Annotated in this window: 15 protein-coding genes and 1 riboswitch; of the genes, 7 read left to right on the plus strand and 8 right to left on the minus strand. The window is 71.7% G+C overall.

What is annotated here, in order from left to right:
• Positions 1-129: 129 nt before the first annotated feature.
• Both ACZ418_RS26440 and ACZ418_RS26445 read right to left on the minus strand, forming a co-directional pair.
• A complete protein-coding gene (locus tag ACZ418_RS26440; RefSeq protein WP_468367440.1) occupies positions 130-1992 on the minus strand; it encodes an anthranilate synthase family protein in 1863 nt (620 codons plus the stop codon).
• A 93-nt stretch (positions 1993-2085) separates the two neighbouring features.
• Entirely contained in the window at positions 2086-2142 is a 57-nt protein-coding gene (locus ACZ418_RS26445) for a trp operon leader peptide (protein ID WP_115913573.1), read from the minus strand.
• Between the two features lie 107 nt (positions 2143-2249).
• Here ACZ418_RS26445 and ACZ418_RS26450 point away from each other — a divergent pair, with 107 nt between their 5' ends.
• Complete coding sequence (locus tag ACZ418_RS26450; protein ID WP_468367443.1) at positions 2250-3602, plus strand: class II 3-deoxy-7-phosphoheptulonate synthase; 1353 nt, start codon at positions 2250-2252, stop codon at positions 3600-3602.
• Positions 3603-3757: 155 nt separating this feature from the next.
• Entirely contained in the window at positions 3758-3982 is a 225-nt protein-coding gene (locus tag ACZ418_RS26455) for a (2Fe-2S)-binding protein (RefSeq protein ID WP_468367446.1), read from the plus strand.
• A 19-nt stretch (positions 3983-4001) separates the two neighbouring features.
• Here the strand turns inward: ACZ418_RS26455 and bfr are convergent, their stop codons facing one another.
• The gene (gene bfr, locus ACZ418_RS26460; RefSeq protein ID WP_468367449.1) at positions 4002-4520 is read right to left on the minus strand and encodes a bacterioferritin; all 519 of its coding nucleotides are present in this window, start codon (positions 4518-4520) and stop codon (positions 4002-4004) included.
• Positions 4521-4696: 176 nt separating this feature from the next.
• On the opposite strand from bfr, the gene ACZ418_RS26465 reads away from it, so the two are divergent.
• Positions 4697-5329 carry a sulfite oxidase-like oxidoreductase gene (locus ACZ418_RS26465; RefSeq protein ID WP_468367452.1) on the plus strand — a complete coding sequence of 211 codons (633 nt, stop codon included), beginning with the start codon at positions 4697-4699 and terminating at the stop codon, positions 5327-5329.
• 233 nt (positions 5330-5562) lie between these two features.
• Here the strand turns inward: ACZ418_RS26465 and ACZ418_RS26470 are convergent, their stop codons facing one another.
• Positions 5563-6456 carry a deoxyribonuclease IV gene (locus ACZ418_RS26470; protein WP_468367456.1) on the minus strand — a complete coding sequence of 298 codons (894 nt, stop codon included), beginning with the start codon at positions 6454-6456 and terminating at the stop codon, positions 5563-5565.
• Positions 6457-6548: 92 nt separating this feature from the next.
• Between ACZ418_RS26470 and ACZ418_RS26475 the strand changes: the two genes are divergently transcribed.
• A complete protein-coding gene (locus tag ACZ418_RS26475) occupies positions 6549-6758 on the plus strand; it encodes a hypothetical protein (RefSeq protein ID WP_468367459.1) in 210 nt (69 codons plus the stop codon).
• Positions 6759-7058: 300 nt separating this feature from the next.
• Here the strand turns inward: ACZ418_RS26475 and pknB are convergent, their stop codons facing one another.
• The 4 genes from pknB to thiO form a co-directional block, all read right to left on the minus strand.
• On the minus strand, positions 7059-9014 hold the full coding sequence (gene pknB / locus ACZ418_RS26480) for a Stk1 family PASTA domain-containing Ser/Thr kinase (RefSeq protein ID WP_468367463.1): 1956 nt from the start codon (positions 9012-9014) through the stop codon (positions 7059-7061).
• Positions 9015-9103: 89 nt separating this feature from the next.
• Positions 9104-9898 (minus strand): thiazole synthase, encoded by a 795-nt coding sequence (locus ACZ418_RS26485; RefSeq protein ID WP_468367466.1) that lies wholly within the window; start codon positions 9896-9898, stop codon positions 9104-9106.
• Between the two features lie 3 nt (positions 9899-9901).
• Positions 9902-10120 carry a sulfur carrier protein ThiS gene (gene thiS / locus ACZ418_RS26490; protein ID WP_468367469.1) on the minus strand — a complete coding sequence of 73 codons (219 nt, stop codon included), beginning with the start codon at positions 10118-10120 and terminating at the stop codon, positions 9902-9904.
• Positions 10117-11289, minus strand: coding sequence for a glycine oxidase ThiO (thiO, locus tag ACZ418_RS26495; RefSeq protein WP_468367472.1), 1173 nt, complete (start codon positions 11287-11289; stop codon positions 10117-10119). The genes thiS and thiO overlap by 4 nt, the downstream gene beginning before the upstream one ends.
• A riboswitch (TPP riboswitch) is annotated at positions 11287-11398 on the minus strand. (Overlaps the previous gene by 3 nt.)
• Positions 11399-11451: 53 nt before the next feature.
• On the opposite strand from thiO, the gene ACZ418_RS26500 reads away from it, so the two are divergent.
• The 3 genes from ACZ418_RS26500 (at position 11452) to ACZ418_RS26510 (ending at position 13597) form a co-directional block, all read left to right on the plus strand.
• The gene (locus ACZ418_RS26500; protein WP_468367475.1) at positions 11452-11802 is read left to right on the plus strand and encodes an avidin-fold protein; all 351 of its coding nucleotides are present in this window, start codon (positions 11452-11454) and stop codon (positions 11800-11802) included.
• Positions 11803-11834: 32 nt separating this feature from the next.
• On the plus strand, positions 11835-13067 hold the full coding sequence (locus ACZ418_RS26505; protein WP_468367477.1) for an NAD(P)/FAD-dependent oxidoreductase: 1233 nt from the start codon (positions 11835-11837) through the stop codon (positions 13065-13067).
• A 164-nt stretch (positions 13068-13231) separates the two neighbouring features.
• Complete coding sequence (locus ACZ418_RS26510) at positions 13232-13597, plus strand: Rv2175c family DNA-binding protein (protein WP_055707421.1); 366 nt, start codon at positions 13232-13234, stop codon at positions 13595-13597.
• The last annotated feature ends 138 nt before the right edge of the window (positions 13598-13735 follow it).

A 13735-nucleotide genomic window follows, 5' to 3' on the forward strand; every position in this document is an offset into this window, starting at 1 on the left:
TGCCTCGATTCGAGAGTGGAAGGGAGGGCGGGAGAGGGAAAAGCGGAGGGGGGAGGGGGGGGTTGGGGGGGTGGGGGGGGGGTGGGGGGGGGGGGGGGGGGGGGGAGCCCCCCCCCCCCCCCCGCCCGCTCACCCCGCCCTGCTGGCCCCGCGCAGCTGACCGACCAGCTCCCGCACGATCGCGGCCCCGTTCAGGCTGAGGACGGACTCAGGGTGGAACTGCACACCCGCGAACCCGGCACCCCGCAGGGCATGCACCTCGTCGTTCGCCGCCCGGCTCACCTCGATGCCGTGCGCGGCCAGTTCCCGGGCCGTCTCCTCGTCGCAGCGGGCGACGAAGCTGTTGTAGAAGCCGACGGTCTCGGGCCGCCCGAACAGGTCGATCGCGGTCTGCGCCCCCTGGTACGGCACCTCCTTGCGGACGATGTCCAGCCCCAGCCCGGCCGCGATCAGCTCATGGCCCAGGCAGACACCCAGCACCCCGTGCCGGTGCTCCCGGATCACGGTGGCGGTCAGCTCCCGCAGGAACCGCATCTTCGGGTCGGCCAGTTCCGCCGGGTCGCCCGGGCCGGGGCCGAGCACCACCGGCCCCTCGTGCGCGAGCACGGCCGCCCGCAGCCCCGGCTCGTCGTACCGCCGTACGGTCACCTCCAGGCCGCCCGAGCGCAGCACATGCGCCAGCATCGCGGTGAAGGTGTCCTCGCCGTCCACGACCAGGGCATGGCCGGTCAGCTCACGCGCCGGCTCCTGCATCCGCAGCCAGAACGGTGCGAGCGCGGCCCGCCGGCCGTCCAGCGCCGCCTGCACCCGCGGGTCGTCGGCCAGCCGGGGCCGCCCCCGCTCCTCGCGCGGCCGGGACGGCCGTACCCCGAGGGCCGCCAGCACCCCCGCCGCCTTCGCGTGCGTCTCCGCGACCTCGCCCGCCGGGTCCGAGCCACGCACCAGAGTCGCCCCGACCGGGACCCGCAGCCGTCCCTGGGACGAGATGTCGGCGGTGCGGATCAGGATGGGGGAGTCCAAGGTCTGCGCGCCCCCACAGTCGCGGCCGAGCAGCGCCAGCGCGCCCGCGTAGTAACCCCGGCCGCCGACTTCGTGCCGCTCGATCACCCGGCACGCGTTCTGCACCGGCGAGCCGGTCACCGTCGCCGCGAACATGGTCTCCCGCAGCACCTCCCGCACATCCAGGGAGGACTTCCCCCGCAGTTCGTACTCGGTGTGCGCGAGGTGCGCCATCTCCTTCAGCCGGGGCCCGACGACGACCCCGCCCATGTCGCCGACGGTGCACATCATCTTCAGTTCCTCGTCGACCACCATCGACAGCTCCTCGATCTCCTTGCCGTCGGCGAGGAAGGAGAGGAGAGGGCCGGGGGTCGGGCCTTCGGCGGGATAGCGGTAGGTCCCGCTGATGGGGTTCATGACGACCGTCCCGCCCGACATGCGGACGTGTACCTCGGGGCTGGCCCCGACCAGCGTGCGGTCCCCGGTGTGCACGACGAACGTCCAGTACGCGCCCCGCTCGCCCTCCAGCAGCCGCCGGAACAGCGCGAGCGCGTCGGCGCGGCCGAACCCCGGGATCTCACCCTCGTAGGTGCGCCGGATCACGAAGTTCGCGCCCTCGCCCCGGCCGATCTCCTCCGCCAGCACCCGCCCGACGATCCCGCCGTACTCCTCGTCGCCGACGTCGAAGCCGCCGCCCTCGACGCGCACCCGGTGCGCCGGGAGCTGCGCCAGCGCCACGTCGAGCGGGACCTCGTAGGTCTCCTCGGGGGTGAGTACCAGCAGGGGGGTGCCGTCGTCGCGGACGTCGAAGCCGCGCTCGCGGATCTGCCGGAACGGGACCAGCGCGAGCCCCTCGTCGGGCAGGTCGGCGAGCCGGTCGCGGCGGGTCACCGGGCCGATCAGCACCTCCACCGCGTGCTCGTCGCGGCCCGGGGTGCGGCGGCGGAGCAGGGCGAAGGGGCGGTCGTCGTGCGGGAGCTGTGCCAGGTCCATGGGTCCTCTTCCGTCGATGTCGGTGAGGAACGACCCCGGACACACCGAAGGCCGCCCCTCGGGCGGCCTTCGCGAAGTCTTGCGTACGCGCAGTCAGTGGGCCGCCGGATGAGCGGTCCACCACCAGTTCTGGATCGAAAGCGCGAACATGGCGAGAACCCTACCGCACCTGTCCCCCGGTCCACAGGACAACCCGCGCGTCTCACCTTTCGAGCCAGAAGATGGGGCATGCGACACGACCCCGTAATGTTTACGAGGTGACCGTGAACGCTAAGACCAGCCCGAGCGCTGGCAACACCTGGCGAGACCTGCCCGCGGCGCAGCAGCCCGAGTACCCCGACCCCGAGGCTCTGCGCGCAGTGATCGCGGACCTCGAGTCGTATCCGCCGCTCGTCTTCGCGGGCGAGTGCGACCAGCTGCGCGCCCGGATGGCGGCCGTCGCCAAGGGAGAGGCGTTCCTCCTCCAGGGCGGCGACTGCGCCGAGGCGTTCGACGCGGTGTCCGCCGACCACATCCGCAACAAGCTGAAGACGCTGCTCCAGATGGGTGCCGTCCTCACCTACGCGGCCGCCGTGCCCGTGGTGAAGATCGGCCGTATCGCCGGGCAGTACTCCAAGCCCCGCTCCAAGCCGACCGAGACCCGCGACGGCGTGACGCTCCCGGTGTACCGGGGCGACTCCGTCAACGGCTTCGAGTTCACCGAGGCGTCCCGCATCCCGGACCCCGAGCGGCTCAAGCGCATGTACCACGCCTCGGCGTCCACGCTGAACCTGGTGCGCGCCTTCACCACCGGCGGTTACGCGGACCTGCGCCAGGTGCACGCCTGGAACCAGGACTTCGTGAAGACCTCGCCGTCGGGCCAGCGCTACGAGCAGCTCGCCCGCGAGATCGACAACGCGCTGAACTTCATGCGGGCCTGCGGCACGGACCCGGAGGAGTTCAAGACCGTCGAGCTGTACTCCTCGCACGAGGCGCTGCTGCTGGACTACGAGTCCGCCCTGACCCGGGTCGACTCGCGCACCGGCCAGCTGTACGACGTCTCCGCGCACATGGTGTGGATCGGTGAGCGCACCCGCCAGCTGGACGGGGCGCACATCGAGTTCGCCTCGAAGATCCGCAACCCGCTCGGCATCAAGCTCGGCCCGACGACGACGGCCGAGGAGGCGCTGCAGTACATCGACCGCCTCGACCCCGAGCGGGAGCCGGGCCGGCTGACCTTCATCGTCCGGATGGGCGCCGACAAGATCCGCGACAAGCTCCCCGAGCTGGTGGAGAAGGTCACGGCGTCCGGCGCGACGGTGGCCTGGGTGACCGACCCGATGCACGGCAACACCTTCGAGGCGGCCTCCGGGCACAAGACCCGCCGCTTCGACGACGTGCTCGACGAGGTCAAGGGCTTCTTCGAGGTCCACAAGGCGCTCGGCACCCACCCGGGCGGCATCCATGTGGAGCTGACCGGCGACGACGTCACCGAGTGCGTGGGCGGCGGCGACGAGATCTTCGTCGACGACCTGCACCAGCGCTACGAGACGGCCTGCGACCCGCGGCTGAACCGCAGCCAGTCGCTGGACCTGGCGTTCCTGGTCGCGGAGATGTACCGGGACCAGTAGGGCCCGGCCGGACCCGTGGGCGATCTGGGGCGCGGATCACATCCGATCCGCGCCCTTCCCCACTTTTGCGGGCCCTGTGCGACGGGTAAGGTTAGGTTTGCCTCACCGATCAAGGGGATGGCAGTAATAGTGATCCCGTCGGGAGGTGAGTCCGCGTGTACGTCTGCAGCTGCTTCGGCATCACCGAGGCCCAGGTCAAGCAGCACGCGGAGGACGGTGCCTGCACCCCCCGCCAGATAGCCTCCGCCTGCAAGGCGGGCACGGACTGCGGAAACTGTGTACGGCGCATTCAGGCGCTGCTCGGCCGGGGCGCCTGTCCCCGCCGGGAGCTGGTCGAACGGCGTGTCCCGGCGCTGGGGCGACTGGACGAGGCGGCCTAGCAGTCGTGCGGGCCGGCGCTCAGTGCGCGGAGAAGCCGCCGGTGCCCGGGCCTGAGGGGTCGGGCTGGCTCTGCTCGATCACGGTCGAGAGGTAGAGGGCCTCGCCCAGCTTGTCCACGAGTTCCAGCTGGGTGTCCAGGTAGTCGATGTGGTGCTCCTCGTCGGCCAGGATCGCCTCGAAGACGTTCGCCGACGTGATGTCGTTCTTCTCGCGCATCACCTGGACGCCCCGGCGCAGCCGGTCGATCGCCTCGACCTCGATCTGCCGGTCCGCCTGGAACATCTCGGTCACCGTCTGCCCGACCCGGACATGGAAGAGCCGCTGGTAGTTCGGCAGGCCGTCCAGCAGCAGGATGCGGTCGGTGAGGATCTCCGCGTGCCGCATCTCGTCGAACGACTCTTCCCGGGTGTACCTGGCGAGCTTCGACCACCCCTTGTGATCCTGCAGTTTGGCGTGCAGGAAGTACTGGTTGATCGCGGTCAGCTCGGCGGTCAGCTGTTCGTTGAGCAGTTCGATGATCTCGGGGTCGCCCTGCATCGCAATGGACTCCTTCCAGGTAAACCGGACCCGGCCGATAGCGCCGCATGATGGCATCGGCGACGAAGATCGTCCAGTAAGTGCGCACTTAGTAAATACTTGCTGAATTGATATTGCTTGCCCGATTTTCTGGAGGGTGGTCAAGGGCACTGCCCCAGGTCTGTCAGGATGGATACATGGGTCATCCGGTGGAGCGAGAGTCTGGAGCAACGGCAGGGTCCGAGCTTCCGCCGGGTCAGCGGCTCCAGCGCGGCTGGCCGGTCACGCACTACGGACCCGTCCCGAAGTTCCGCCCCGAGCGCTGGGAGTTCCGGGTCTTCGGCGCCACCGCCGACGGTGACAAGCACATCTGGAACCACGAGGAGTTCACGGCCCTGCCGTACACCACCGTGGTGGCCGACCTGCACTGCGTGACGAAGTTCAGCATGATCGGCGCGGAGTGGGGCGGCATCCCCGCCCGCACCATCCTGGAGCTGGCCCCGCCGGCGCCGGACGTCACCCATGTGATGGTCTGGGCGGAGTACGGCTTCAGCTCGAACCTCCGCCTGTCGGACTTCGCCTCGGACCGCACCCTCTTCGCCACCCACAAGGACGGCGAACTCCTCACCGCCGAGCACGGCTTCCCGGTCCGCCTGATCGTGCCCCACCTGTACGCCTGGAAGGGCCCCAAGTGGGTCCGCGGCGTCGAGTACATGACCGCCGACCGCCGCGGCTTCTGGGAGGAACGCGGCTACCACAACATCGGCGATCCGTGGAAGGAACAGCGGTACTCGTACCAGGAGGAACCGGGCGAGGGGCCCGAGCTCTGACCGGCGGGGCTCTCGGCGCCGGCAAGCTCGGTGCCGGTCACTCCGACAGGCATGCAGGGAGCCCCCGATGGCAGTGTTCAACGTGATCTTCCCGGAAGCCGCGGCGCGTGTGCGCGACGGCCTTCCGGACGACCGCCGTGAGCTGCTTCAGCGTGGAACACTCGTTCGCTCGCGCTGACCCACACCATCGTGCTGTTCGAAAACGAGGACTAGACCAGGACTAGACCGGCTCCTCAGCCGTCCCTGAGCTTCTTCAGGCGCTCGACATCCGCCGCGTGCCCCGCCTTGCCGCCGGGCGTCTCGATGATCAGGGGTACGCCCTCGGTCGCGGGGTGGGACATCAGGGCCCGGAAGGGGTCCTCGCCGATGTGGCCGGCGCCGATGTTCTCGTGCCGGTCCTTGTGCGCGCCGACCACGTCCTTGGAGTCGTTGGCGTGGATCAGCTTCAGGCGGCCCTCACCGACGGTGTCCACCAGCAGGTCCAGGGTCTGGTGCATCCCGCTCGGCCCGGTCAGATCGTGGCCCGCGGCGAAGACGTGGCAGGTGTCCAGGCAGACCCCGAGCTTCGGGTGCGCGTCGAGTGCCTCGAAGTACGGGCCGAAGTCCCAGGTGCGCGAACAGAGCGAGGCGCCCTGTCCGGCGGTCGACTCCAGCAGCAGAAACGGGTCGTCGTCGTGCGTCAGCTCGTCCAGCAGCGGCAGCATGTGCGCGCGCACCTGCTTGAGCGCCACCTCCCGGGCCCGCCCGCCGGTCGCGCTCCCGGTGTGCACGACCACGCCCAGCGCACCGATCTCCCGACCGCGCCGCAGGGAGTGTCGCAGCGACTCCACCGACCGCTCCACGGTCACCTCGGTGTGCGAGCCGAAGTTGATCAGGTAGGGCGCATGGACGTACGCCGGGATCGACTCCTCGGCGCAGGCCGCGCGAAAGGCCTCGTCCTGCCGCGGGTTCCCGGCGGGCGTGGCCCAGCCCCGCGGGTTGGCCACGAAGACCTGCACGGTCTCCGCCCGCAGCTCACGGGCGTACGACAGCCCCACGGAGTGCAGGCCACCGGCGACCGGGACATGACCGCCGACGGGGTTGCGGACGCGGGAGGCCGGGAGTGAGGGGGAGGTTGGTGAGGTCATGGCTCACCCAGCATGCCAGGGCGTGTGGGGACGCCCTCGATCAGGGTACGACTGCACCAGCGCACCTGTGCGGACGCCAGGGGAGGGTGTACGTGGGGGACGTCGTCAGCTTCTCGCTGCCGGATGAGGACGTCTACGGCCTGGAGGAGATCTCGGTCAACGGTGGCACGGTCGTCAGGCGTGCCCAGGAGGGCCTCGGGGAGGCGCTCGACGGCATCCGGCCGGATGGCGCGTCCTGGCCGTCCGCCGCGCCCGAAGCCCGGGAGGCGGCCGCCGGCCCGGGGCGGGAGAGGGGCGTCTGAGTCCGGGGGCGCGGGCCCGGGCCGGGCCACGGGTGCCCGGAGTCCGGGGGCGGGTGTTCGCCCGGGTCGGAAGAGCGGTGTCCGCAGCCCGGGTGGCGGGCGTCGACCTGCCAGACGTCGGCTGTGGTCAACTCCGCGACCGGTTCCACCCCCAAGACGCCTCCCCCCGTCTGCCGCGCCACCGGACGAGCACCGCGAAGCCGCCGTGGTAGCGGCCCCGGAGGGGGCGGGCGGAGGGAGCAACAGTCCATCGACGACGGCCGGTTGACACTGTTGCCGACGGGCTCGCAAGTACCCTGGTCAGCGGATGGTGATCGTGATGGTCGACCCCTTGGGCGCCTTGTCGCCGCCCTGCACCGACTGCTTCTTCACGGTGTCGCCGAACAGCCCGAGCAGGCCGCGGTCCTCCTCCACCTTGAACCCGGCGCTCTCCAGCGCCTTGTGGGCGTCGTCGACGCTGTCGCCGACCACGTCCGGCACCTCGACCATCTCCGGGCCCTTGGACAGCGTCAGCGTCACCGTGTCGCCCTCGGCGGCCTGGCTGCCGTCGCCCGGGCTCTGCCGGGCCACCTTGCCCTTGTCGTACTCGGAGTTGACCTGCTGAGGCGCGATCTTCACCTTCAGCCCGGCCTCCGTCAGCTGCTGCCTGGCGTCGGCCGGATCGTCACCGGTGACGTCCGGCACGTCGATCGGGCGGCCCTTGCTGACGGTCAGCGCGATCGCCGACCCGGCGTGCCGCTTGGTGCCGGCCTGCGGTGTCGTGGCGATCACCGAGCCCCTGGCGACGTCCTCGCTGAACTCCCGGGTGACCATGCCCGGTTCCAGCCCGTCCGCCTTCAGCCGGGCCCGCGCCTCGGCCAGGGGGCGGCCCGCGACATCCGGCACGTTCACCGTCTCCGGTCCCAGCGAGATGGTCAGCGTCACCGAGTCGTGGTCACGGATCCGGGCACCGGGCGCGGGGTCGGTGCCGATGACCGTGCCCCGCTGGACCGCGTCGTTGTACTCGCGCCTGACCTGCCCGACCTCCAGCCCGGCCGACCTCAGCCGGTCCCGGGCCTGCGCCTCGGTCTTCGCCAGCAGCGGCGGGACCTTGGTGAACTGGCCGGAGTTGATGTACCAGACGCCGGCGCCCAGGCCGAACACCACCAGCACGGCGGCGACGACCGTCAGCACCAGGCGCCGCGACCGGCGCGGCGATGGGGACGGCGGCTCCTGCAGCCGGCTGGTGTGCTGGACGCCGCCCCCGGTCGGCTCCTCCTCGCCCACGGGCAGCGGCCGGGACGGGGGTCCCCCCGCGCGAGCGAAGCCGAGCGTGGGGGAGGTCAGCGAGCGCGGTATCACGCTCGTACGGTCGCCGGCGTTGTCGTGCTCCGCGGACAGCGCCTGCGGCGGCACCGCGTCCAGCTGCTCGTCGCTCAGCCCCTGGCGCGCCTCGCGTACCTGGGCGAGCAGCGCCACGGCGTCGTGCGGCCGGATGTCCGGGTTGCGCGCGGTCGCCGAGGCGACCACCTCGTCCAGCTCATACGACAGCCCGGGCACCAGTGCCGAGGGCGGCGGCACGTCCTCGTGGATGTGCTTGTAGAGGACCTGGGCCGGGGAGTCCCCGGAGTGCGGCTTGCCCCCGGTCAGCATCTCGTAGAGCACGACACCGCACGCGTAGACGTCGACGCGCGGATCGGCGGTGCCCTGCTCGATCTGCTCGGGCGCGAGATACGACACGGTCCCGAGGACGGCGCCGGTCGTGCTGGTCTGGGTGTCCACGGACCGCACGAGCCCGAAGTCGGCGACCTTGACCCGCCCGTCGTCGCCTATCAGCACGTTCTCGGGCTTCATGTCGCGGTGCACGAACCCGGCCCGGTGCGCGGCGCCGAGCGCGGCGAGGACGGGTTCGAGGATGTCCAGTGCCGCGCGGGGCTGCAGCGCCCCGCGCTCGCGCAGCACGTCCCGCAGGGTGCACCCGGCGACGTACTCCATCGCCAGGTACACGTACGACCTGTCGGTCCCCTGGTCGAAGACCTGCACCACGTTCGGGTGCGCCAGCCGGGCGACGGACTTCGCCTCCCGGATGAACCGCTCCACGAAGGATCCGTCGGCCGCGAGCGTCGGGTGCATCACCTTCAGCGCGAGCACACGGTCCAGACGGGTGTCCAGGGCCCGGTAGACCGTGGCCATCCCGCCGACCGCGATCCGCGCGTCGACGCGATAACGGCCGTCGAGCACCTGCCCGACGAGGGGGTCCTGAAGGGTCGTATCCACGCAGGGGAGTCTACGAGGACACACCGACAGTGCCGCACGGTGCGCTGGTCACGGGGTCGGACTGCAGCACAGCTGTGACTCCCCTGCGATCAGAAGGCCGGGCGCTCGGGATCCAGGCGGGCGCGTCCCTCGGTGGGGGAGGAGGCCTCCGCGAAGTGCCGGCGCGGAATCCGCCCCGCCAGCCGAGCCAGCCGCCCCGCCTCCACCGCGTGCCTCATGGCGGCGGCCATCATCTCGGGCTCCTGCGCGCGCGTGACCGCGGACGCGAGCATCACCCCGGCACACCCCAGCTCCATGGCCAGCGCGACATCGGACGCCGTACCGGCCCCCGCATCCAGAATCACCGGCACGCGCGCGTGCTCGACGATCAGCTGGAAGTTGTGAGGGTTACGGATCCCGAGCCCGGACCCGATCGGCGACCCCAGCGGCATGACGGCCGCACAGCCGACGTCCTCCAGCTTCCGCGCCAGCACGGGATCGTCATTGGTGTACGGCAGCACCGTGAACCCGTCGTCGACCAGCGTCTCCGCCGCCTCCAGCAGCTCCACCGGATCCGGCAGCAGCGTCCGCTCGTCGGCGATGACCTCCAGCTTGATCAGATCCGTGCCCAGCGCCTCCCGCGCCAGCCGCGCGGTCAGCACGGCCTCGCCCGCCGTGAAACAGCCCGCCGTGTTCGGCAGCACCCGGATCCCCAGCTTCTCCAGCACCGACAGCACCGAACCGTGCACGGAGGGGTCCACCCGCCGCATCGCGACCGTCGTCAGCTCCGTACCGGAGGCGACCAGCGCCCGCTCCAGCACCTCCAGGCTGGGCGCACCACCGGTACCCATGATCAGCCGCGACGAGAAGGTCGTACCCCCGAGGACCAAGGGATCGTCGGCCATGGCTCAGCCTCCCTGGACCGCGGTGAGGACTTCGACCCGGTCGCCCTCGGCCAGCGCCGTGGCCGCCCACTGCGCGCGCGGGACGACGGTCTCGTTGACGGCGGCGGCCACCCCGGAGGGCGACGGGGCCAGCGAGCGTACGACGATGTCGAGAGCGGTACCCGGAACGATCTCCCGGCGCTCTCCGTTGACGGAGATGGAAACGGTGACGGAGACGCTCATGCGGGCTGCTCCAAGAGGACGGCGGCGCCGAAGCGCTGCGGTGTGAAGGGACGGGCTTCTTCCGGGAGCCGGCCGCCCGCCAGTACCTCGGCCATCACATCCCCGGTGACCGGCGTGAGCAGCACCCCGTTGCGGTAGTGCCCGGTGGCCAGCAGCAGACCGTCGAGCCCGGACGGGCCGAGCAGCGGCGCGTTGTCGGGGGAGCCGGGGCGCAGCCCGGCCCGGGTCTCGGTGAGCGGCAGTTCGGTGATGCCCGGCACCAGTTCATGGGCGTCGCGCAGCAGCTCGTACACGCCGCCCGCGGTGACGGTCGTGTCCCAGCCCAGCTCCTCGCTGGTCGCGCCGACGACCAGTTCACCGTTCTCGCGGGGCACCAGGTAGACCTGGCTGCCGCGGACCACGGCCCGTACGGTACGGCTGAGGAAGGGCGCGTACCGGCGCGGCACCGTCAGCCGCAGCACCTGCCCCTTCACCGGCCGCACCGGCGGCAGCAGCGCCTCCGGCACGCCCGCGAGCCGCCCGCTCATGCTGCCGGCCGCGAGCACCACCTGCCCGGCGCTCAGCCCGGTGCCGTCCGCGAGCGTGACCCCGGCGGCCCGGTCCCCTGCGACGTCCAGCCGCTCGGCCCACGCACGGTGGAACACCACGCCGGCCCGCTCGCACGCGGCCACCAGGGCCGCCGCAAGGCGCCGCGGGTCGATCTGGTGGTCGCCGTCGACCCGTAGCCCGCCGCGCACCCCGGGCGCCAGCATCGGCTCCAGGCGCCGGCACTCCCGTCCGGACAGCCACTGCGAGTCGAGGCCGGAGCGCTGCTGCAGCGCGTGCAGTTCGCGCAGGTGGGCGCGGTCGTCGGCGTCGAGCGCGACCGCGAGCGTGCCGCAGCGGCGGTAGCCCAGGTCGTGGCCGGTCAGTTCGGTCAGCTCGGCCGCGAAGTCCGGGTAGCGGCGGGCCGATTCCAGGTTCAGGGCGAGCAGCTTCTCCTCGCCGTAGTGCAGTTCGGTGACGGCGGCCAGCATCCCGGCCGCGACCTGCGCGGCGCCGCCGCCGGGCTCGGGGTCCACCACGGCGGTCGCGAGCCCGCGCTGTGCCGCGCGCCAGGCCGTGACCAGGCCGATGATTCCGCCCCCCAGGACGAGGACGTCGGACGTATCGGACGTACGTGACGACATGGGCGTCCAGCCCCTCCCTTCGCCGGCATGACCCGGATCAGGTTCGTACGGTCGGAGGCCGCCAGCCTCCCTCTCAGCCCGGTGCGTCCGGGCTCCCGCGAGTGCTTGTACGGTGGCCACCCTAGCCCGCCCCCCTCGTCACCCGTAAGGGAGCCCCTGCCGATGGCCCGGTCGCTCGACGGACTGATCCTCGCCCCCGTGGCGGACCAAGCCCCAGGTCAGGTGGGTACCCGCACCCGGTTCACGTACCACGAGAAGGACGGCGAGATCTGGGCCGAGTACGCGGGCGGCGATGTCGTACGCGGTCATCTGGCCGGCACCCGGGAGGGTGACCGGCTGGACTTCCGCTATGTCCAGCTGAAGACCGACGGCACGACCTCTTCGGGGCACTGTGTCTCCACGGTCGTGGAGCTGCCGGACGGGCGGGTGCGGCTGGAGGAGACCTGGGAGTGGGAGTCCCAGGCGGGCGCCGGTACGAGCGTTGTGGAACAGGTCACCGGGCACGCCCGCTGACTGACGCGTTGTCACGTGTCTATGGTGATCGGGTGAGCGAGCAGACAGCGCAAGGGGGCACGTCAGCGGGGCGGCGCGTGGTCGTCGTCGGTGCGGGCATGGCCGGGGTGCAGACCGCGGTCGCGCTGCGGGAACAGGGCTTCAAGGGCCCCGTCACCGTGATCGGCGCGGAGCCGCACCAGCCGTACGACCGGCCGCCGCTGTCGAAGGCCGTGCTGCTCGGCAAGGCCGAGGACTCCGCCTTCGACGTGGACTTCGAGTCCCTCGGCGTCGAGCTGCGGCTCGGCTGCGAGGTGCTGGGCCTGCGCCCCGCCGAACACGAGCTGGACACCGAGGCGGGCCCGGTGCCGTACGACGTCCTGGTCCTCGCCACCGGCGCCGAGCCGATCAACCTGCCCGGCAGCGAGGGGGTGCCGGGCGTGCATCTGCTGCGCACCCTGGACGACGCCGAACGGCTGAAGCCGGTGCTCGCCCGGCAGCACGAGATCGTGGTCGTCGGGGCCGGCTGGATCGGCGCCGAGTTCGCCACGGCCGCCCGCGAGGCCGGCTGCGAGGTGACCGTCGTGGAGGCCGCCGACCGTCCGCTCGCCGGCGCCCTGCCCGCCGAGGTCGCGGCCCCCATGACCGGCTGGTACGCCGACGCGGGTGTGGAACTGCGCACCCACGCGCGCGTGGAGCGCATCGAGCCCGGCGCGGTGGTGCTCGCCGACGGCACCCGGCTGCCCGCGGGCGCCGTCGTCGTCGGCATCGGCGCCCGCCCCGCCACGGCCTGGCTGGCCGGCTCCGGCGTCGAGCTGGGCCCGCACGGGGACGTCCTCGCCGACGACCGTCTGCGCACCTCCGTGCGGGACGTGTACGCCGTCGGCGACTGCGCCTCCTTCCCCTCCGCCCGCTACGGCGAACGGCTGCTCGTCCACCACTGGGACAACGCCCTCCAGGGCCCGCGCACGGTGGCCGCGAACATCCTCGGCGAGACCCCGGCGGTCTACGACCCGGTGCCGTACTTCTGGTCCGAGCAGTTCGGCCGCTTCGTCCAGTACGCCGGCCACCACGCCGCCGCCGACCGCATGGTCTGGCGCGGCGACCCGTCCGGCCCGGCCTGGACGGTGTGCTGGCTCCACGAGGACCGGCTGACGGCCCTGCTGGCGGTGGGCCGTCCGCGTGATCTGGCACAGGGCCGGCGGCTGATCGAGGCGGGCCGCGCCATGGACCCGGAGGCTTTGGCCGACCCCGGAAAGCCCCTGAAGGATGCCGCGGCCGACTAGTCAGGGGGCTTTGGGCGGCGCCCCGTAAGGGCGCGGGGCTGTGACTGGTATGCGGCCACCGCCGCGTGGGCGCGAGCAACCACGACGAACCCGCACCCGACAGACGACACAACCCGGCACCGACCACATCGCGACTGAACCGGCGGAGCGCCTAGGCTTGTCCTGTGACCGAGATTGACGCAAAGATCGATGCTCTCGTCCCCGCCTGGCTCACCCTCCCCGACATCGCCGAACAGCTCGGCGTCGAGGTGACGCGCGTGCGGCAGCTGGTCAAGGAGGGCCAGCTCATCGCCGTACGCCGGGGTGAGAACCGCGCGCTGCACGTCCCCGCCGCCTTCATCGACGGGGACAAGGTCGTCAAGGGCCTGTCCGGCACCCTGACGCTCCTGCGGGACGACGGCTTCACGGTCGAAGAGATGATCGAATGGCTCTTCACCCCCGACCCGACCCTGCCCGGCACCCCCGCGCAGGCTCTGAGCGAGAATCGCGGCACGGAGGTGAAGCGCCGCGCCCAGGCGCTCGCCGTCTGAGCCGACTCGCACATGAGGGGTGGTGGGGGGGGGGGGGGGGGGCGGGGGAAACCCCCCAAAAGAACCAAAGGAAAAAAACACGGGGGGGACCAAAACAGGTGAAACCCAACAAGACCCCGGGTACAGAGCACACCCCTC

The sequence above is a fragment of the Streptomyces sp. NPDC030820 genome (assembly GCF_055572075.1).

Bases quoted from the DNA above. Each gene is read 5' to 3' on its own strand.
- ACZ418_RS26465 (WP_468367452.1), top strand. From the start codon at position 4,697: ATGGGTCATCCGGTGGAGCGAGAGTCTGGAGCAACGGCAGGGTCCGAG.
- ACZ418_RS26440 (WP_468367440.1), bottom strand. From the start codon at position 1,992: ATGGACCTGGCACAGCTCCCGCACGACGACCGCCCCTTCGCCCTGCTC.
- ACZ418_RS26500 (WP_468367475.1), top strand. From the start codon at position 11,452: ATGGCCCGGTCGCTCGACGGACTGATCCTCGCCCCCGTGGCGGACCAA.
- ACZ418_RS26470 (WP_468367456.1), bottom strand. From the start codon at position 6,456: ATGACCTCACCAACCTCCCCCTCACTCCCGGCCTCCCGCGTCCGCAAC.
- thiS (WP_468367469.1), bottom strand. From the start codon at position 10,120: ATGAGCGTCTCCGTCACCGTTTCCATCTCCGTCAACGGAGAGCGCCGG.
- ACZ418_RS26485 (WP_468367466.1), bottom strand. From the start codon at position 9,898: ATGGCCGACGATCCCTTGGTCCTCGGGGGTACGACCTTCTCGTCGCGG.
- bfr (WP_468367449.1), bottom strand. From the start codon at position 4,520: ATGCAGGGCGACCCCGAGATCATCGAACTGCTCAACGAACAGCTGACC.
- thiO (WP_468367472.1), bottom strand. From the start codon at position 11,289: ATGTCGTCACGTACGTCCGATACGTCCGACGTCCTCGTCCTGGGGGGC.